General features: G+C 66.6%; 7 protein-coding genes. 4 read left to right on the plus strand and 3 right to left on the minus strand.

Annotated elements, in window-relative coordinates; genetic code table 11:
• The first annotated feature begins 139 nt into the window (after positions 1-139).
• Positions 140-445 (plus strand): hypothetical protein, encoded by a 306-nt coding sequence (locus tag FPJ27_RS25655; protein ID WP_204426154.1) that lies wholly within the window; start codon positions 140-142, stop codon positions 443-445.
• 181 nt (positions 446-626) lie between these two features.
• Here FPJ27_RS25655 and FPJ27_RS25660 read toward each other — a convergent pair whose 3' ends face one another.
• Positions 627-3659 (minus strand): ATP-binding protein, encoded by a 3033-nt coding sequence (locus FPJ27_RS25660; protein ID WP_204426155.1) that lies wholly within the window; start codon positions 3657-3659, stop codon positions 627-629.
• 471 nt (positions 3660-4130) lie between these two features.
• On the opposite strand from FPJ27_RS25660, the gene FPJ27_RS25665 reads away from it, so the two are divergent.
• The 3 genes from FPJ27_RS25665 to FPJ27_RS25675 all read left to right on the plus strand — a co-directional run bounded on the left by FPJ27_RS25665 (position 4131) and on the right by FPJ27_RS25675 (position 15725).
• Entirely contained in the window at positions 4131-13847 is a 9717-nt protein-coding gene (locus tag FPJ27_RS25665; protein WP_239483380.1) for a YadA-like family protein, read from the plus strand.
• A gap of 103 nt (positions 13848-13950) precedes the next feature.
• The gene (locus tag FPJ27_RS25670) at positions 13951-14661 is read left to right on the plus strand and encodes an OmpA family protein (protein WP_204426156.1); all 711 of its coding nucleotides are present in this window, start codon (positions 13951-13953) and stop codon (positions 14659-14661) included.
• 338 nt (positions 14662-14999) lie between these two features.
• On the plus strand, positions 15000-15725 hold the full coding sequence (locus FPJ27_RS25675; RefSeq protein WP_204426157.1) for a response regulator transcription factor: 726 nt from the start codon (positions 15000-15002) through the stop codon (positions 15723-15725).
• Between the two features lie 92 nt (positions 15726-15817).
• Here the strand turns inward: FPJ27_RS25675 and FPJ27_RS25680 are convergent, their stop codons facing one another.
• Together FPJ27_RS25680 and FPJ27_RS25685 are read right to left on the minus strand one after the other, a co-directional pair.
• Positions 15818-16513 carry a response regulator gene (locus FPJ27_RS25680; RefSeq protein WP_204426158.1) on the minus strand — a complete coding sequence of 232 codons (696 nt, stop codon included), beginning with the start codon at positions 16511-16513 and terminating at the stop codon, positions 15818-15820.
• A gap of 218 nt (positions 16514-16731) precedes the next feature.
• Positions 16732-20934 carry an ESPR-type extended signal peptide-containing protein gene (locus FPJ27_RS25685; RefSeq protein ID WP_239483381.1) on the minus strand — a complete coding sequence of 1401 codons (4203 nt, stop codon included), beginning with the start codon at positions 20932-20934 and terminating at the stop codon, positions 16732-16734.
• Between the last annotated feature and the right edge of the window lie 73 nt (positions 20935-21007).

Below are 21007 nucleotides of genomic sequence, written 5' to 3' on the forward strand. Positions count from 1 at the left end.
TTCGATCGTCACCTCGTCACATGCCTCGCGTGCCGACATGCCCTGAACGTCCTTGCGAAAACGTGCAACCACTGTAGCCAAGTTCGACCGGTTTCGGGTGATGGTTATGTGCGTTTCCGCAGAACTGGCCATCAGGCCAATGTCTCGCTTGCTTGCTGCACAACGATTTCGGGGCGCCTGCATTGGCTGGCCGCGTCGTCGTTTCATCACCGATGTGTTGAAAAACGTGTCGGCCGATTGTTTCGATGCGCCCGTTGCACGCCGCACGAGGATCTCGTTCGCCGCCCACCGTGACGATGAATGCGCGCGAGACGTCGACGAAACCGGCCGCCATCCGTCAATGAACGGCGGTCTTTATAACGGGAACGAATCCGAGCGCGAATCGGTTCAGTCCTATTGGATGCGGCATCCGGAGACGTTAAGCTTGGTTTGCGCGGCACCGTGACGCATATTCGACGGCGGTCGTTGGGCCCGGCCGTCATGCGCGCTACGTTGGTTGTAGCACTACTCCTCACGCTGCCTTATGCGAGCGTCGAACACCGGCCCACGGTTGCCGCGCACTTCCTTTGTTCGTCATCCGGACGAACCGAAGCGAGCCGCATGCCCGCTTCGCTCCCGCTTCATCCTCAATGCTTCGCCGCCGCCATCGCGAGCGGGTCGGCACGCTGCTCCGCACCGGCTTCGGCGCGCCGGGTGAGCGCGCCTTCGGCGCTGTTTCGATACTGCTCGAACTCCCGCGCGAACGCCACCGCGTCGCCGGCCAGCGCCAGCGCTTCCAGCGACGCGCAGAGGCCCGACACGTCGCGCTCGCCGATCATCGCGAACGCGCCGCGCATGCTGTGGATCTCCGCGCGGGCGGCCTTCAGGTCGCCGTATTCGAGCGCACGCGCGATCGCGGCATTGGCCCGATTCGTCGCGTCGACCAGCGCCGCGCGCAGGTCGCGCGGCAGCGGCCCGCGCGTGCTCGCCGGCGCCGGCGGGATCGCGCGGCCCGGCCGCCACGGGCCCGTGTATTTCGCGATCGCCTGTTCGAGCGAGCGCAGCGACGTCGGCTTCGTGACGATCTCGTCGATGCCGGCTTCCTTCGACAGCCGCATCTCGTCCGGCTCCGCATGCGCGGTCACGGCCAGGATCGGCAGCGCGCGGCCGCGTTCGCGCAGCATCCGCGCGAGCGCATAGCCGTCGAGGCCCGGCATGTTGAGGTCGGTCATGACGATCGCGTAGTCGTGCCGCTCGACGAGATCGAGCGCCTCCGCGACGCTCGACGCCACGTCGGCACGATAGCCGAGCACGTCGAGCTGATCGTGCACGAGCGAGCGGTTGACCGGGTTGTCGTCGACGAACAGCACGCGCAGGTCCGGCGTATCGCCACCGGCCGGTGCCGGTTGCAACCCGTGCTGATGGTCGAGCGGCAACGGCAGCGACACGACGAAGGTCGAGCCGACGTTCGGCACGCTGTCCACGGCGATGCGCCCGCCCATCGATTCGGCGAGCCGGTTGCTCAGCGGCAGCCCGATGCCCGTGCCGCCGAAGCGGCGCGCGATCGATTCGTCGGCCTGCGCGAACGGCTCGAACACGTGTTCGAGCTGCGCGGCCGTCATGCCGATTCCTGAGTCGCTGACGCGGATCATCACGGGTGTGCCGTCGGCCACGGGCGCCGTCACCGACAGCGCGACCGTGCCGCGATCGGTGAACTTGATCGCGTTGCTGACCAGGTTGACGACGATCTGCCGCACGCGCAGCGGATCGCCTACGTATGGCTGCGCCGCCTGCGCATCGACGTCGACGCGCAGCGCCACGCCTTTCGCGCGCGCGATCGGCTCGAACAGCTCGACGATGTCGCGCGCGAGTTCGTCGATGCGGAAGCTGGTCGCTTCGAGCGTCATCCGGTCGGCTTCGATCTTGGTCATGTCGAGCACGTTATTCAGCATGTCGAGCAGCATCCGCGCAGCCGACGTGACCGCATGCAGCCGCGACTTCTCGCGATTGCGGTCGGGCGCCTTGTCGAGCAGTTCGAGATTGCCGAGCATCGCGTTCAGCGGCGTGCGGATCTCGTGGCTGATCGTCGCGAGGAACGTCGATTTCGCGCGGTTCGCGCTGTCGAGCGCGCGCTCGGTGTCGGCGCGCGTCGTGATGTCGGAGAAGCCGCACAGCAGCGTGTCCTTGCCGCGATAGCGCACGCGCACGAAGTTGACGAGCAGGTCGCGCGCGCGGCCGTCGTCGAGCGTCACGGGGAACTCCACGTCGAGCTGCACCGGGGCGCCGTCCGCCCCCTGACGGTAGCGCGCGAGCAGGCGCTCGTGCAGCGGCGGCTCGCCGGCCGCGCTTTCGTACAGCTCGTGCATCCGGTTGCGCAGCAGCACCGCGTCGGTATCGAGCGATACGAGCACGATGCCGAACGGCGACGTCGCGATGATCGCGCGGCTCATCTCGTCGGTTTCGAACACGCGGCGCGAGCGGCGGAACACCGGCGCGAACACCTTCAGGTCGAACGCGATCACGAGCGTCCACAGCACGGCGAGGATCAGCGCGGCCACGCCGAACTCGCGCACGATCGTCGGCCAGATCGCGATCGCGATCGTGCGCCACGAATATGCATAGACGATCGCGAAGCCCGTGTCGGCGATCCGGTCGCTGATCGTGAACACGCCGTGCAGATAGCTTTCGTGGAAGCGGTGGAGGCCGTGCCGCCAAGCGTTCTCGGCGAGCGCGTGGCGCATCAGCGCGGCGCCGTCGATCGACGCGCGCGTGCGGTCCTCGTCGAGCAGCACGCGGCCGGCCTGGTCGACCAGCATCACGACCGCATCTTCCGGCGCCTGCTTCAGCCGGTCGTCGATCACGTTCACGTCGAGATCGCTGACGAAGGTCATGAAGTGCCGCGGGCCGTCGAACGCCGGTTCGACGAGACGGAACACCTTCTTGCCGGTGAGCGGATCGATCGCGGGCGGCTCCCACGCGATGCGGCGCGTCGCGCGCCAGTAGCGCGCGACGGCCGGGTTCGACCAGTCGGCCACGTTGAACGCAAGGCGGTCGATCAGCGCGCGCGTGTCGGCCACGCCGATGCGCTCCAGCACGTCGCGATACGGCATCGACGGCGGCGGCGTGATCGCGAGCACGTTGCGGTCGGGGCTGTATGCGTAGCCCGACAGCGGCATCCCCGATTGCCGCTCGGCGGCCGCTACCGAGATCGTCAGTCGTTCCATCAATTGCACGTATTCGTCGACGTCGTTGCCGGCCAGCGCTTCGGGCGTCGTGGCCACGAAGATGTCGCTCACGTTTCGAAACGGCGACAGCACGACGTGGCCGTCGCGTGCGAGCGCCTCGGCCGCGCTACGCGAATGGTGCGGGTGGCTGTTCCACAGCAGCTCCGCGTTGATTATCGAGCGCCGCACCGATGCCTGTTTCGCGTCGATCTCGAGTTCGACGAGCGCCTTGTGCGTGGCGAACAGCTCGCGCCGTTTGGCGATGTAGTCGCGAACCGAGCCGTCGAGCAGCACGCTCGTCGCGAACAGGATCACGAGCGACAGCACCACTGCGCCACCGTACAGCGTGAAGCGCTGGTAGCGGTGAAGCAGGCTCAGGTCGCGCGCCTCGCCGTCGATCGACGCGAACGGCGCGCTGGCGTCCACCGGGGACACGAACAGGTTTCGGATGGGCATGGGACGAATACCGTGAAATCAATGCGCAAATCGGGGGCCGCGCGCGAGGCGAACGACGAGAGCCGTTCGCGAACCGCGACGCGTAGCGATATCCGTAAGCCGTGTGGGATGACAGGCGATTGCGCTGCCGGCTCGGGGAACGAGCCAATTATCGTGATGGCAGGGCCGCCGGTATGTAGGGCAGTCCGAAGCAATTCGCTCGGAGTGGTAGGACTGGTCCTAGTTTGCGAGGCGGCCTGCGCGCTGCGTTTATAAGGCGCGATCGGCGTGCGTGTCAAACGATGCCGTGTTTCTGGCGAGTGTCGTGTGGTGTTTTCCTCGCAAAAGTGTCAGGCATCGTCATATTCGGACCAGTCTTAGTAAATAAGTTTTGCCGCGTATTGCTGTCTGATTATCGAAAGCAGTTGCAAAAAATATATTGCCTCACGTAGCTCGAACTTCGTCTCACACTTTCGTATAGAGGCAATCAACGTGAACAAGACATACCGAACCGTCTGGAATCCGACGACGGGTACATGGGTCGCAGCAGCCGAAACGGCGCGTGCGCGCAAGAAATCGAACTCGACGATGCGTTCGTCGGTAACGGCCGCGGTGGCGGTCATGGCGGGTTTTGGCGGCGGCGCGATTGCGATCGATGCGGAAGCGCAGACGGCGAACGGGAATGGCGCGCTGAACCTGTGCGGGGGAGCGAACGGGGCGGTTGGCCATACGTTCGGCTACTCCGCTTCAACGACGAACGCAAACTGTGCGGCTATCGGTACCAACAATCCAACCTACGGAGGACGTGCGCCTTCGTTCGTGCTGGGAAATGGTGGTGATCTGAATGGTGCATCCGGACCCGGCTCAACGGGTAGCACCGCATCGGTGGCGGGCAGCCGGGACGGTCATTTGATGATTTACGGTGCCAATGGCGTTCACGTCACAGGCACAACGGATTTTGCCAATACCGTCAGCATGACGAACAACCGCATCCAGAATCTCGCTGCCGGTACGGTCGGCACGGATGCGGTCAACTTGAATCAGCTGAACGCTGCCATCGCGGCGACGGATAACCAGTATGTCGCCTTCAGCACCGGGACATATGCGGCCAACGCGGCCGCGACCGTTGGGAATAATAGCGCGACGGCCATCGGTCCGAATGCGAGCGCCACGGCGATATCGGCCGTCGCGCTCGGCGGCAATACGGTAGCAACCGCGCAGAATGCGGTGGCGCTCGGTACGATCGCGCGTGCGACCGGGGCGGAAGCGACGGCTGTTGGTGTGGGCGCTGCCGCCACCGGCGCGTCAGCGACGGCTTTGGGTCGTGGCGCGGCGGCTACCGGCAACAACTCCACGGCTCTCGGCACATACGCATCGGCGGTTGGTACCGGCAACCTGGCGGTGGGCGGCGGAGCCGCCGTCGCGCAGACCGGTCGTTTTGTTCCGTCGAACATGATTGCGATCGGAACGGGCGCCAGGGCAATCGACGGTGACGTGACGGGCGCGAACGGTTCGATCGCGATCGGCAACAGCGCAACGGCCGGTGGTACCGGTTCGATCGTGATCGGTACGAACGCGCGGCATTCGGGCTCTTCCGCAACGGTCCTCGGCGGCGAAGCGAGTGCGATGGGTGGCGGAGCCGGGGTCGCGGTGGGTTACGGCGCGATGGCTTCGGGAAGCTCGGGTGTTTCGCTGGGCACCAACTCGACGGCGAGCGCGGCTTCGTCTATTGCATTGGGCACGAACAGTGTGGCGAATCGCGCCAATGCCGTGTCCGTCGGATCGACGGCGCAGCAGCGCCAGATCACGAACGTGGCTGTGGGGACGGAGGGTACGGACGCAGTTAACGTGAATCAGTTGAACGCCGCGATCGCGGCTGCCGACGATCCCTACGTGAATGTCAGATCAGGTACGTACGCCCCGGCGGTAGCGGCGCAGGCAGGCAATAGCGCGACTGCTATTGGCGCGAATGCGAGCGCCGCGGGGACTTCAGCCGTTGCGCTCGGTGGCAGTTCGATGGCATCCGCAGATAATGCGGTGGCACTCGGCACGCGTTCGGAAGCGACAGGCATTAACTCCATTGCGGCAGGTGTGAATTCGCACGCCAACGCGAACAATACGGTGGCACTCGGTTCGCTGTCCGTCGCTGGCGCGACCAATGCCACTGCGGTGGGCAATGGTGCCAATGCATCGGCTATAAACACGGTCGCGCTTGGCCAGAGCTCGGTTGCAAGCGGTGCGTCGGCGATCGGCATCGGCTTCCGGGCCAATGCGCAGGCAGACAATTCGGTCGCGCTTGGCGCGGGCTCGGTGGCGAACCGGATTAATTCGGTTTCGGTCGGCAACGTCGGTTCGGAACGGCAGATCACCAACCTCGCGGCCGGTACGGTGGGGACCGACGCGGTGAACCTCGCCCAACTGAACGCGGCCATCGCGACTGTCGACGGCAACAGCCCGTACTTCAAGGCGAACGGCGCAGGCGATGGCAGCGATGCTGCAAGTGCCACGGGCGCCGGCGCGGTTGGCATCGGCTCGAACGCGAAAGCGCTCGCGGCCGGCGGCGTCGCGATCGGCAGCAGCGCCACCGCAGGCATGGCCAACAGTATCGCAATCGGCAATGACGTGATTGCCGCGCAGGATGGCGTGGCAATTGGCCAGGGTGCACGTGCGCAAAATGCGAACGCAACGGCGATCGGTACGAAATCGGCAGCTGGCCTGAACGGCACAGCGCTCGGTACTAACGCGCATGCCGTTACGGACGCAGTTGCGTTGGGCGTCGATGCAACGGCGGCCGGCGGCAATTCGGTCGCGTTGGGTAACGGGTCGATCGCTGCGTCCAACACCGTATCGGTTGGCAGCGTCGGCAACGAACGCAAGATCACCAACGTGGCAGACGGTGCGCTGTCGAACACGAGCACGGACGCCGTGAACGGTTCGCAACTGTTCGCGACGAACACGCGCGTCGGTTCGCTGGAGGATTCGCTGAAGGGTGGCGGTGTGATCGACCCGGATACGGGCGAATCGTTGGCGGTGGTGTACGACACTACGGCGAAGGATAAGGTGACGCTGGGCGGCGGCACGAACGGCACGACGCTCGCAAACGTGAAGGCGGGTGTTGCCGATACGGACGCGGTGAACGTGAGCCAGCTGAAGGGCTCGGGCCTGATCGGCGACGACGGCAAGGCGATTGCTGCGGTGACGTACGACCGTAACGCGAACGGTACGCCGAACTACGGTTCGGTGACGCTGGGCGACGGTACGAACCCGACGCAACTGAAGCACGTGGCTGACGCAACCGACGACAGCGACGCGCTGAACCTCGGCCAGTTGAAGGACTCGGGCCTGGTGGGCGACGACGGCAAGGGCAACCTGACGTCGTTGGCGGTGACGTACGACAGCGCGACGAAGGACACGGTCACGCTGGGCGGCGGCACGGACGGCACGACGCTCGCCAACGTGAAGGCTGGCGTTGCCGACACGGACGCAGTGAACGTGAGCCAGCTGAAGGGCTCGGGCCTGATCGGCGACGACGGCAACGCAATTGCCGCGGTGACGTACAACCGTAATGCGGACGGCACGCCGAACTACAACGCGGTGACGCTGGGCGGCGGCAAGTCGACCGGCCCGGTGACGCTGTCGAACGTGGCCGCGGGTGTCGCGGCGACCGACGCGGTCAACGTGCAGCAGTTGCAGCAGAGCGTGGCAAACGGCAACCCGTATATCGGCGGCCGCGGCACGGGTGTCGCCGCGCAGGCGACCGGCCTCAATGCCATCGCACTGGGCCTCGGCTCGGTCGCGGACGAGATCCGTACGGTTTCCGTCGGTAACAGCGCAACGGGCCTGCAACGTCGAATCACGAACGTGCAGAACGGCGAAGCCGACAGCGATGCGGCGACCGTCGGCCAGGTCAACGACTTGATGGGTATCGCGTCGACGAACACGCAGACGGCCATCGACAACGTCAACACGACGACCAAGCAAGCGATCCAGGACGTGAACAGCCGACTGGACGCGATCGGCACGCTTGCGGGCACGGATCCGTATGTTCAGGTCGACGGCCTGAATGACGGCAGCGACAACGCATTTGTTCGTGCGGGCACGTACGGTGTGGCGATTGGCGCGGAAGCCAGCGCGACCGGAGATACGTCGATCGCAATCGGTGCACAGTCGGGAGCATCGGGCTCCGGTTCGGTCGCGCTCGGCGCGGGTGCATCGGCAACCGGTACGGGGGCTGTCGCATTCGGGAGCGGCGTAGCGACCGGTACGAGCGCGCTCGCACTGGGTAACGGCACGAACGCTTCGGGCAACAACGCGGTCGCCGCGGGCTTCAACGCGCGAGCCGCGGGCGTCAACGCCCTTGCGTTCGGCAATACGGCGCGGGCCAATGCGGCCGATTCCATGGCATTCGGCACGAGCGCGCAGGTCGACCCGCTCGCCACGAACTCGATCGCCATCGGCCGTCAGTCCAGCGTCACGGGCACCGCACTGAACTCGGTCGCACTGGGCGCGAGCTCGGTGGCGGATCGACTGAACTCGATCTCGGTGGGCTCGACGGGGCAGCAGCGTCAGATCATTTATGTCGCGCGCGGTACGGCCAACACGGATGCGGTGAACGTCAGCCAGTTGAAGGATGCCGTGGCAGCCTTTGGCGGCAATGCATCGGTCGGCGCGGACGGTTCCATCACGAATCCGACGTACACCATCGGTGGCACCACCTATCGCAACGTGGGCGATGCGCTGAATGCGCTGTCCAACCTGGGCGGTGGCGGTACGGATCCGCTGGCTGTGACCTACGGCACGAACGGTGACGGTTCGCCGAACTTCGAAGTGGTCACCCTGAAGGGCACGGATGGTACGACGCTTGCGAACGTGAAGGCGGGTGTTGCCGACAAGGATGCAGTGAACGTGAGCCAGCTGAAGGACTCGGGCTTGATCGGTGACGATGGCAAGGCGATCGCAGCAGTGACATACGACCGCAATGCGGACGGCACGCCGAACCTCGGTTCGGTGACGCTGGGAGGCGGCACGGATGGCACGACGCTGGCGAACGTGAAGGCGGGTGTTGCCGACAAGGATGCAGTGAACGTGAGCCAGTTGAAGGGCTCGGGCCTGATCGGTGACGACGGCAAGTCGATTGCCGCGGTGACATACGACCGTAACGCGGACGGCACGCCGAACTACGGCTCGGTGACACTGGGCGGCGGCACGGATGGCACGACGCTTGCGAACGTGAAGGCGGGTGTGGCCGACAAGGACGCGGTGAACGTGAGCCAGTTGAAGGGCTCGGGCCTGATCGGCGACGATGGCAAGGCGATCGCAGCAGTGACATACGACCGCAATGCGGACGGCACGCCGAACCTCGGTTCGGTGACGCTGGGAGGCGGCACGGATGGCACGACGCTGGCGAACGTGAAGGCGGGTGTTGCCGACAAGGATGCAGTGAACGTGAGCCAGTTGAAGGGCTCGGGCCTGATCGGTGACGACGGCAAGTCGATTGCCGCGGTGACATACGACCGCAACGCGGACGGCACGCCGAACTACGGCTCGGTGACGCTGGGCGACGGCACGAACCCGACGCAACTGAAGCACGTGGCGGACGCAACGGACGACAGCGATGCACTGAACCTCGGCCAATTGAAGAACGCGGGCCTGGTGGGTGACGACGGCAACGGCAACCTGACGTCGCTGGCGGTGACGTACGACAGCGCGACGAAGGACACGGTGACGCTGGGTGGCGGCACGGACGGCACGACGCTTGCGAACGTGAAGGCGGGTGTGGCCGACAAGGACGCGGTGAACGTGAGCCAGTTGAAGGGCTCGGGCTTGATCGGTGACGATGGCAAGGCGATCGCAGCAGTGACATACGACCGCAATGCGGACGGCACGCCGAACCTCGGTTCGGTGACGCTGGGCGGCGGCACGGATGGCACGACGCTGGCGAACGTGAAGGCCGGCGTTGCCGACAAGGATGCGGTGAACGTGAGCCAGCTGAAGGGCTCGGGCCTGATCGGCGACGATGGCAAGGCGATCGCCGCGGTGACGTACGACAGTAACGCAGACGGCACGCCGAACTACGGTTCGGTGACGCTGGGTGACGGCACGAACCCGACGCAACTGAAGCACGTGGCGGACGCAACGGACGACAGTGACGCGCTGAACCTTGGCCAATTGAAGAACGCGGGCCTGGTGGGTGACGACGGCAAGGGCAACCTGACGTCGTTGGCGGTGGTGTACGACAGCGCGACGAAGGACACGGTGACGCTGGGTGGCGGCACGGACGGCACGACGCTTGCGAACGTGAAGGCCGGCGTTGCCGACAAGGACGCGGTGAACGTGAGCCAGCTGAAGGGCTCGGGCTTGATCGGCGACGACGGCAAGTCGATCGCTGCGGTGACGTACAACCGCAACACGGACGGCACGCCGAACTACAACGCGGTGACGCTGGGCGCCGGCAAGTCGACCGGTGCTGTGACGCTGTCGAACGTCGCGGAAGGTGTCGCGGGCACCGATGCGGTGAACGTGGATCAACTGACGGCAGCAATCAAGGATCTGGATATCGGCCTGAACCCGCTGGCGGTGTCGTATGACACGGCCTCGAAGGATAAGGTCACTCTGGGTGGTGCTGCCGGCACGACGCTTGCAAACGTGAAGGCGGGTGTTGCCGACACGGATGCAGTGAACGTGAGCCAGTTGAAGGACTCGGGCTTGATCGGCGACGACGGTAAGGCGATTGCTGCGGTGACGTACGACCGTAGCGCGGACGGCACGCCGAACCTTGGTTCGGTGACGCTGGGCGGCGGTACGGACGGCACGACGCTCGCAAACGTGAAGGCCGGTGTGGCCGACAAAGATGCGGTGAACGTGAGCCAGCTGAAGGGCTCGGGCCTGATCGGCGACGACGGCAAGTCGATCGCAGCAGTGACGTACGACCGTAACGCGGATGGCACGCCGAACCTTGGTTCGGTGACGCTGGGTGGCGGCACGGACGGCACGACGCTGGCGAACGTGAAGGCTGGTGTTGCCGATACGGACGCGGTGAACGTGAGTCAGCTGAAGGACTCGGGCCTGATCGGCGGCGACGGCAAGGCGATCGCAGCAGTGACGTACGACCGTAACGCAGACAGCACGCCGAACTACGGCTCGGTGACGCTGGGCGATGGCACGAACCCGACGCAATTGAAGCACGTGGCGGATGCAACCGACGACAGCGATGCACTGAACCTCGGCCAATTGAAGAACGCGGGCCTGGTCGGCGACGACGGCAACGGCAACCTGACGTCGTTGGCGGTGACGTACGACAGCGCGACGAAGGACACGGTGACGCTGGGCGGCGGCACGGACGGCACGACGCTCGCGAACGTGAAGGCCGGTGTTGCCGACAAGGACGCGGTGAACGTGAGTCAGCTGAAGGACTCGGGCCTGATCGGCGGCGACGGCAAGGCGATCGCAGCAGTGACGTACGACCGCAACGCGGACGGCACGCCGAACTACGGTTCGGTGACGCTGGGTGACGGCACGAACCCGACGCAATTGAAGCACGTGGCGGATGCGACGGACGACAATGACGCACTGAACCTCGGCCAGTTGAAGAACGCGGGCCTGGTGGGCGACGACGGCAACGGCAACCTGACGTCGCTGGCGGTGACGTACGACAGCGCGACGAAGGACACGGTGACGCTGGGCGGCGGCACGAACGGCACGACGCTCGCCAACGTGAAGGCCGGTGTGGCCGACAAGGACGCGGTGAACGTGAGCCAGCTGAAGGGCTCGGGCCTGATCGGCGACGATGGCCAGGCGATTGCCGCAGTGACGTACAACCGCAACGCGGACGGCACGCCGAACTACGACGCGGTGACGCTGGGCGGTGGCAAGTCGGCCGGCCCGGTGACGCTGTCGAACGTGGCGGATGGCGTGGATCGGCATGACGCGGTGAACCTGGGTCAGTTGCAGGATTCGGGCCTCGTTGCGCCCGTCGATCCGACCAATCCGGGTGCGGGCCTGACGTCGCTCGCGGTGACGTACGGCAAGAACGCGGACGGTTCGGCGAACTTCGATGAGGTCAAGCTGAAGGGTACGAACGGCACGACGCTTGCAAACGTGAAGGCCGGTGTGGCCGACACGGATGCAGTGAACGTGAGCCAGCTGAAGGGCTCGGGCCTGATCGGCGACGATGGCCAGGCGATTGCCGCAGTGACGTACAACCGCAACGCGGATGGCACGCCGAACTACGACGCGGTGACGCTGGGCGGTGGCAAGTCGGCCGGCCCGGTGACGCTGTCGAACGTGGCGGATGGCGTGGATCGGCATGACGCGGTGAACCTGGGTCAGTTGCAGGATTCGGGCCTGGTTGCGCCGGTCGATCCGACCAATCCGGGTGCGGGCCTGATGTCGCTGGCGGTGACGTACGGCACGAACGACGATGGTTCGGCGAACTTCGACGAAGTGAAGCTGAGGGGCGCGGACGGCACGACGCTGACGAACGTGAAGGCCGGCGCGGTGAATACGGCCAGCACGGACGCGGTGAACGGCTCGCAGCTGTATGGCGTGTCGAAGAGCGTCGCGGATTCGCTGGGCGGCGGCTCGACCGTCGACGCCAACGGCAACGTGACGGCGCCGACGTATTCGCTGACCGATCCGGCCAACGTCGCGGCGAAGGCCGACTACCGCAACGTCGGCGACGCGCTGGACAACCTGGATGGCCGTGTTGCGACCAACACGAAGAACATCACGGTGATCAACAACCAGCTTGCCGATTCGGGGCTGGTGGATCCGGTGACGGGTCAATCGATCGCCGCGGTGACATACGACCGTAACGCGGACGGCACGCCGAACTACAGCGCGGTGACGCTGGGTGGCGGCAAGTCGGCCGGCCCGGTGCAGCTGAAGAACGTTGCTGCCGGTACGGACGACACCGACGCGGTGAACGTGGCTCAACTGAAGAGCGCTGGCCTCGTCGCGCCGGTCGATCCGACGAACCCGGGTTCGGGCCTGACGTCGCTGGCAGTGACGTACAGCACGAACGATGACGAATCGGCGAACTTCGACGAAGTCAAGTTGAAGGGCACGAACGGCACGACGCTGACGAACGTGGCGGCGGGTGCGGTGAACGCGACCAGCACGGACGCGATCAACGGCTCGCAGCTGCACGGCACGGCGCAGAGCGTGGCGGACACGATCGGTGGCGGCACGACGGTCGACGCGGACGGCACGCTCGCGAACACGGCGATCGAAGTGAAGGGCCAGAAGTACTCGACCGTGGCGGAAGCCGTGCAAGCGGCGGCGGCCTACGGCGCGACCGATTCGCTCGCGGTACGTTACGACCTGAACAGCGACGGCACGCCGAACTTCGGTTCGGTGACCCTCGGCGGGTCGGGCGCGGCACCGGTGCGGCTGACGAACGTCGCGGACGGTACGAGCCAGTACGACGCCGTGAACTACGGGCAGTTGAGCGCGCTGAACGACAAGATCGGCAACCTCGACGACCGTGTCGGCGGCCTCGAACTGCGGCCGGGCAACCCGGGCGACGGCAACGGCGGCGGTTCGGGCACCAACCCGTACTTCGGCGCGACCGACCAGACCGCGGGCGGCTCGTCGGCGGCGAACCCCGGCACCGGCACCGGCAACGTGGCGGCAGGTTCCGGTTCATCGATCGGCACCGGCGTGAACGACGGCACGGCGATCGGCTCCGGTTCGACGGTGGCCGCAGGCGGCGGCACGGCGATCGGCGGGGGTTCGGCCGCGAAGGGCGAAAACGCGACGGCGATCGGCCAGGGTTCGAACGCGACCGGCAGCGGTTCGGTGGCGATCGGCTCGGGCTCCGTGGCGAACGAGGCGAACACCGTCTCGTTCGGCAACGGCACCGACACCGGCAACCGCCGGATCGTGAACATTGCCGACGGCGTGGGCGCGAACGACGCCGCGACGAAGGGTCAGCTCGACCGTGCGGTCGGCGGTCTGGGGAGCCAGATCAACGACGTGTCGAAGAACGCGTACTCGGGTATCGCGGCAGCCACTGCGCTGACGATGATTCCGGGCGTGGATCCGGGCAAGACGCTGTCGTTCGGTGTCGGCGGTGCGACCTACAAGGGCTATCAGGCGGTGGCGTTCGGCGGCGAGGCCCGCATCACGCAGAACCTGAAGATGAAGGCCGGCGTGGGTCTGTCGAGCGGCGGCAACACGGTTGGCGTGGGTGCGTCGTACCAGTGGTAATGCGCAGGGCGGGGCCATGCGCCCCGCCCGTGCGATGCCGCTTCGATCTTTCAAACCTCTCAGACAAGCGCGTCAGCCTGCGGGCGGACGCCAACTCAAGACCATGACTTCAAAGCTTTTGCGCGTCGCGTCGATCGGCGCGTTCGCGATGGTCCTCGGTGCATGTACGACGCAATCGGGGCTCACCTACGACATTCGCGCGGTATCGATCCCGGGCAAGCCGGACAACGTGTTCCGCGTGAGCTGCGACGGCCTGCTCGGCAGCGCCAACTCGTGCGCACGCGCGGCGGAGGAATTCTGCCGCGGGCAGGGCTTCACGCCGCTCGAGATGATCGACCGCGTGTACAGCCGAGCGCCGATGAAGGATCCGCGCGAAATCACGTTCGTCTGCGGCAAGCCGCAGCCAGTCGCGCAACCCGCGCCGGCACCGCAGCCGCAACCTGCGCCGCAGCCGCAACCGGTTCAGCAGCGCCAGGTGCTGCTGCAGGGCGACGCGAATTTCGCGACCGACAGCGCGGCGCTGACGTCGCAGGCCCGCAACGATCTCGATCGTTTCATCGCGACCAATCGCGGCGTGGAATTCTCGCGTGTCGCGATCACGGGCTTCACCGATTCGACGGGTAGCGCCGCGCATAACCGCACGCTGTCGGAAGCGCGGGCGCGCACCGTGGTGAACTATCTGCGTGCGAACGGGCTGCAGGCACGCTCGTTCACCGCCGAAGGCCTCGGCGCGGCCGATCCCGTCGCATCCAACGCGACGGCCGCCGGCCGCGCGCAGAACCGCCGCGTCGAGATCCGCCTGGACACGCAATGAAGCCGTGACGCAATTACGTATCGCGCGGCGCCGGTTCGCCGGCGCCGCCAGGGTCTTCGCCGGTCACGAGCCGATGAAGGAACGGGGTGCAATCGACCGCCGCACCCGGTTGTCCCGGCAGGCATGCCAAGCCGCCCGCTCTGACCGAGCCGGCGGCTTTTTTCTTTTTTGCGGCGCGTCGCGCGGCGGCCGCTCCCGTCCGATCCTTGGCTGATCGCCCCGGTTTCATGCGAAACTAGCGCCCAATTACGATCCAGAAAGAACGGCGCGCATGCGCCGTCGCCGGCAATCGGGCGGCCGTTCGGCCCCCCGCGACAGCGGTGAATACTCGGACGACTATGGGAAGCTATCAGATACGTGTGGTACTGGCCGACGACCATCCGGCATTGCTCGTCGGCGTCCAGCATGGGCTGTCGTCGGTGCCGACGATCCGGCTCGCCGGCACGGCCGGCAATTCGACCGAGCTGATCGCGCTGCTCGATGCGGGCGCGTGCGACGTCCTGGTGTCCGACTACGCGATGCCCGGCAATGTGCACGGTGACGGCATCGCGCTGTTCTCCTACCTGCAACGCAATTACCCGGCCGTGAAGCTGGTCGTGCTGACCATGCTCGACAACGCGGCGGTGGTCGGCGCGCTGGTGCGGCTCGGCATCGCGTGCATCGTCAGCAAGTCGGACGCGATCGACCACCTGATTCCTGCCGTGCATGCGGCCGCGACCGGCGGCACCTACTATTCGCCGTCGGTCGAGAAGGTCGTGCGCACGCTGTCCGCGCATTCGAGCGCGCGGATCGTCGACCAGGCGCCGAGCCTCAGCAGCCGCGAGATCGAGGTCGTGCGGCTGTATGCGTCGGGGATGACCGTCAACGAGATCGCCGAGCAGCTCAGCCGCAGCAAGAAGACGATCAGCACGCAGAAGGCGCGTGCGATGCAGAAGCTCGGCGTGGAAAAGGATATCGACCTGCTGCGCTACGCGATGGAGCACGGGATCGTCGCCGCGTCCGGCAGCGAGGGCAAGGCGGTGGAGCAGGAAGGAGAAGGGGAAGGGCGCACCGATCCGGCTTGACCGGCGCGCCGTGCGCGCCGGCAAGGTTCGGGTGCCCGGTCATTCGTCCGGGCGGGTGCGGCCGGCCATGCGCCGGCATCGTCACCGCGCCGTCAGTGCGGGCTTTCGTTGACGGCCGGCAGCGGCGTCGCATAACCGTAGTCGGACACCAGCCCGCACGAGATCGCGTAGCGGACGAGATCGACGTCGCGCTCGATGCCCAGTTTCTGCATCGCCGAACTCTTCTGCGTGCTGATTGTCTTCTTGCTGCGGCTCAGTTGCTCGGCGATGTCGTTGACCGACAGGCCCGACGCGAAGAGGCGGATCACTTCCAGCTCGCGCGCGGAGAGTGCCGGCGCCTTGCCGCCCGTGTTGCCGGCGGCCCGCAGGATCCGGTCCATCGACGGCGACAGGTAGCGGCCGTTCGTATAGGCCGCGTGGATTGCCATCGTCAGGTGGCTCGTCATGTCGGACTTGCTGACCACGCACGCGATGCCGAGATCGAGCAGCGCGCGCAGCGCCACCGCGTTCTCCATCATCGTCATCACGACGATGCGCAGATTCGGATAACGCTTCAGGATCGCGGTGAACAGCGCGAGGCCGTCGCCGTATTCGGTGCCCGGCATCGCGTAATCGGACACGAGCACGTCGCATGGGTGGTTCGCGAGGGTTTCCATCAGTTCGGTCGAGTTGTTGGCGCTCGCGACCACCGAGAGCGTATTCGTCGCGGACAGTTCGTAGCGTGCACCGATGACCACCGCCGGATGGTCGTCGGCGATCACGATGCGGATGGGGAAGTTTCTTGGCATGTCGGTTGTACCTGCATGTTGCGCCGCGCGGCGGGTGCCGTGCGGGGGAGGTCGGGGCGAAAGCACGAGCGTCCGGCGTGCAAGCAGGCCGGACGCGATGTCGTCGCGCCGACGGCCGGTGGCGGCTCGTTCGGAACCGTCACTGGCCGTCGGCCGAAAAAGCGGGGGATCGCTCCCCCGCTTCGAGTCGATGCTCCGCACGAGGCGGAGCCGTCCGGTCAGAACTCGTAGCCGACCTGTGCACGCACACCTGCATCGCCCGTCGACGTGACGGACACCGCGCCGTTCATCAGCCACTTGCCGTCGCGCGTCCGGTAGGTCGCGCCGGCCGCGATCGCCGAGCCGCTCTTGTAGTTCGCGGCGCCGGCCGCGACGACGGTCTTGCCCGGCTGCGACGGCGTCAGGTTCGGCATCGCCATCGCTGCCGCGACACCGGCGTATGCGTTCTTCGCGACGTCGTTGATCTGGCCTTGCATGCCGTTGATCGCACGATCGAGCTGGCCCTTCGTCGCCGCGTCGCTGGCGTTGACGCCGTCCGCGATGTTCACGAGCCGGCGGTTGCCTTCGGCGGTGCCGTCACCGAACGACACGGTGTTCGCTTCGGTCGCCACGGAGCCCGCGCCGATCGCCACCGAACCGCTGCCGGTCGCGCTCGAACCCTGGCCGATGGCCGTGCTGCTGTCGCCCGAGGCCACCGCACCCTGGCCGATCGCCGAGCTGTTGCTGCCCGATGCGTTCGAACCCTGGCCGATCGCCGAGCTGTTGCCGCCCGATGCGTTCGAACCCTGGCCGACCGCCGTGCTGCCGTCGCCCGATGCGGCCGCGCCCTGGCCGATCGCCGAGCTGTTCTCGCCCGAGGCTGCGGAGCCGTTGCCGACCACGAGCGAGCCGTCGCCGCCCGTGCCGCGGCCGACGTTGCCGTCGCTGCCACCGCCACCGCCGCCGCCCGAACCGCCGCCGGCTTCGAGGTCACCGACCCGACCGTCGAGTTCAGCGTATTTCTGCGCGAACTGGTCCTGGAGGTCGTGCAGCTGACCGCCGTTCACGGCTTCCATGCTGCCCGCCGCGATCAGACCCGGTGCGACGTTGAGCAGCTTGGTGCCCGCGGAACCGCCGAAGGTCACGCTGGCGAGCGAGATGTCGTCATAGGTCACGGCCGCGATTTCCTTGCCCGTGTAGTCGATGAGGCCCGTCGCCTTCAACTGCGCGATCGTCACGGCGTCGTCGTCGTTCACGCCGTTCGCGACGCCCGACAGCTTGCGTGCGCCGGCCGTGCCGACGAAGCTCACCGCCGTACCGTCGGTGTTCGCGCCGACCGTCAGGTTGGCGCCCGGGCCGGCTTGCTGGACGAGGCCGACCGTGCCGCTGCCGATCTGGTCGGCCAGCGACGCAACCGCGCCTTCGTTCGTCGTCACGCGACCGTCGAGGTTGGTCACCACGTCGCCGACCGAGTGGACCGTGGTCGTGCCGCCGCTACCGTCGCCGACCGTGAAGCTGGGTGCGGAGATCGAACCGTCAGCGTTGACGACAGAGCCGCCGCCGATGGCCGATGCAACGCTATCCGCCACACCGTGCAGTTGCGAGCCGTTCACCGCGTCGGTGCTGGCTGCCGAGACCGCGCCTGCGTCGACGCCGGTCAGCTTGCGTGCACCGGTCGTGCCGGCGAAGTTCACCGCCGCGCCGTCGGTGTTCGCGCCGACGGTGATATCCGCGCCTGCGCCGGCTTGCTGGACGAGGCCGACCGTGCCGCTGCCGATCTGATCGGCCAGGGACGCGATGTCGCCTTCGTTCGTCGTGACACGACCGTCGAGGTTGGCTACTGCGCCGCCGACCGAGCGGACCGTGGTGGTGCCGCCGCTGCCGTCGCCGACCGTGAAGCTCGGTGCCGAGATCGAACCGTCGGCGTTCACGACGGAACCGCCGCCGATGGCCGATGCAACGCTGTCCGCCACGCCGTGCAGTTGCGAGCCGTTCACCGCGTCGGTGCTCGACGCTGAAACCGCGCCTGCGTCGACGCCGGTCAGCTTGCGTGCGCCGGCCGTGCCGGTGAAGTTCACCGCTGCGCCGTCGGTGCTTGCGCCGACCGTGATGTCCGCGCCAGCAGCCGATTGCTGGACGAGGCCGACCGTGCCGTTGCCGATCTGGTCGGCCAGCGATGCGATCGCGCCTTCGTTGATGGTGACGCGACCATCGAGGTTCGTCACCGCGCCGCCGACGGAGCGGACCGTGGTGGTGCCACCGCTACCATCGCCGATCGTGAAGCTCGGTGCCGAGATCGAACCGTCGGCGTTCACGACGGAACCGCCGCCGATGGCCGATGCAACGCTGTCCGCCACGCCGTGCAGTTGCGAGCCGTTCACTGCTTCGGTGCTCGATGCCGAGACCGCACCTGCGTCCATGTTGACGATCTTGCGCTTCAGCGAGGCCGACCCGACGGAAACGGTATTAGCGTCCGTCGCCACGCTGCTCGCGCCCAGCGCCACGCTGTTCGCGCCGGCCGCCGAAGCGAAAATCCCCAAGGCCGCCGAGTTCGAACCACTGGCCGTATTCGACCCGCCAAGCGCGACCGCGCCTGCACCCGTCGCATTCGAATACGAGCCAATTGCGACCGCGGCTTGGCCGAGGGTAGGGGACCCATGATTTGCCACGGCATTCAGACCGATCGCGACGTCGCCGCTACCCGCCGCCGTTGCGCCGGTACCGATTGCTGCACCATTATTGCCGCTCGCAACACTGGTGGCCCCGAGCGCGATCCCGTTCATACCGCTGGCAGATGCTCCGGACCCCATGGCCAACGTATTCGTGCCAGTTGCCGATGCGCTATTACCAATTGCCATCGCAGCCGATCCTGTCGCAACTGCGGCCGTCGCACCCGATGTGGCGCCCAGGACCTGGATGTACGGATTGTCCGACGCTGCGATCGCGGCGTTCATCTGATCCACGTTGACCGCGTCCGTGCCGGCCGTGCCGGCGTCCACGTTGACGATCTTGCGCTTCAGCGAGGCCGACCCGACGGAAACGGTATTAGCGTCCGTCGCCACGCTGCTCGCGCCCAGCGCAACGCTGTTCGTGCCGCCCGCCGAAGCGAAAATCCCCAAGGCCGCCGAGTTCGAACCACTGGCCGTATTCGACCCGCCAAGCGCGACCGCGCCTGCACCCGTCGCATTCGAGTACGAACCAATTGCGACCGCGGCTTGGCCGAGGGTAGGGGACCCATGATTTGCCATGGCATTCAGACCGATCGCGACGTCGCCGCTACCCGCCGCCGTTGCACCGTTACCGATTGCTGCGCCATTGTTGCCGCTTGCAACACTGGTGGCCCCGAGCGCAATCCCGTACGTACCACTTGCCGATGCGCTATTACCGATCGCCACGGTGGACGTTGAAGTGGCAGCGGAATCCACACCGAGGGTAACCGAGTTGGCGCCTTGCGCATTGGCCCGGAAGCCGATGCCGATCGCCGACAGGCCGCTCGCGGACGAGCTCTGGCCGAGCACGGTCGCGTTCGTACCAGTTGCCCTGGCATTGCTGCCGATCGCGGTGGTATTGACGGCGCTGCCGGCGGCTGCATTGCCGAGCGCCACGCTGTTGTTGTTCGCGGTTGCGGCCTGGTTGCCGATTGCAATCGAGCCCAAGCCGGTGGATGTGGCGTTCGGGCCCATCGCAACCGAAGCATTGCCCGCGGCCGAACTGCTTGCCCCCATCGCAACGCCTGCACCGCCACCCATCGCGCTCGCATTGGCGCCCACGACCGTTGCGCCGGATCCCGAGTGGCGCGTGCTTGTCCCGATCATGATCGTGCCCGTGCCGGCGGCAGATGCGCTATTGCCGATCGCGATCGAACCCGTGGCGCCGTTCACGCCGCCGTCGGATACCTGGGCACCCATGCCGATTGCGACGGCATTCGTCGGCGTATAGGTCATCCTCGATACCGTTGCTCCGTCCCCCACCGCCAGGTTGCTGTCGCCCACGACGCGCGACGATGCGCCGAGCGCCATCGAATGCAGCCCGTCCGCCGAGGTGCCCGAACCGATCGCCACCGAACTGGAACCGCTGGATGTCACCGACTGCCCCATCGCAACGGCGTTGGCGCCCGTAGCGGCCGCGAGGGGGCCCGAACTATTGACCTTGATGTAGTCGTCGGTGAGCGCGGCCGTCGTGCCGATCGCATCCGTGCCGATCGAGCGCGACGCCGTGACCTTGCACACGCCAGCCGCATCGAGCGAACCGCCTTTCCCATCCTCGGTCGTACACGCATCGGCCGCGAACGCGCCGCCGATCGACGCGCTGCCCAGCGCAAGCGCGGCCACGGCCTGGCGCGCCGCGCGCGCCGAGCCCTTCGACCGCGAACGCGCTGTTTCGGCCACGGCCGTCCACGTGCCCGTCGCCGTGTTCCAGATGTTGCGATACGTCTTGTTCATTGACCCTACTCCTTTCAGTTCGTCAGGTTGATGAGCCAATGTTAGGGATCGGCCTCGTCCGAATCTGTCGTCC

Origin of the sequence: Burkholderia sp. MS455, assembly GCF_016899445.1 — a bacterium.
Classification (GTDB): domain Bacteria; phylum Pseudomonadota; class Gammaproteobacteria; order Burkholderiales; family Burkholderiaceae; genus Burkholderia; species Burkholderia pyrrocinia_C.

Coding starts and splice junctions, on each gene's coding strand:
- FPJ27_RS25655 (WP_204426154.1), top strand. CDS start 140: ATGTCTCGCTTGCTTGCTGCACAACGATTTCGGGGCGCCTGCATTGGC.
- FPJ27_RS25660 (WP_204426155.1), bottom strand. CDS start 3,659: ATGCCCATCCGAAACCTGTTCGTGTCCCCGGTGGACGCCAGCGCGCCG.
- FPJ27_RS25670 (WP_204426156.1), top strand. CDS start 13,951: ATGACTTCAAAGCTTTTGCGCGTCGCGTCGATCGGCGCGTTCGCGATG.
- FPJ27_RS25675 (WP_204426157.1), top strand. CDS start 15,000: ATGGGAAGCTATCAGATACGTGTGGTACTGGCCGACGACCATCCGGCA.
- FPJ27_RS25680 (WP_204426158.1), bottom strand. CDS start 16,513: ATGCCAAGAAACTTCCCCATCCGCATCGTGATCGCCGACGACCATCCG.
- FPJ27_RS25685 (WP_239483381.1), bottom strand. CDS start 20,934: ATGAACAAGACGTATCGCAACATCTGGAACACGGCGACGGGCACGTGG.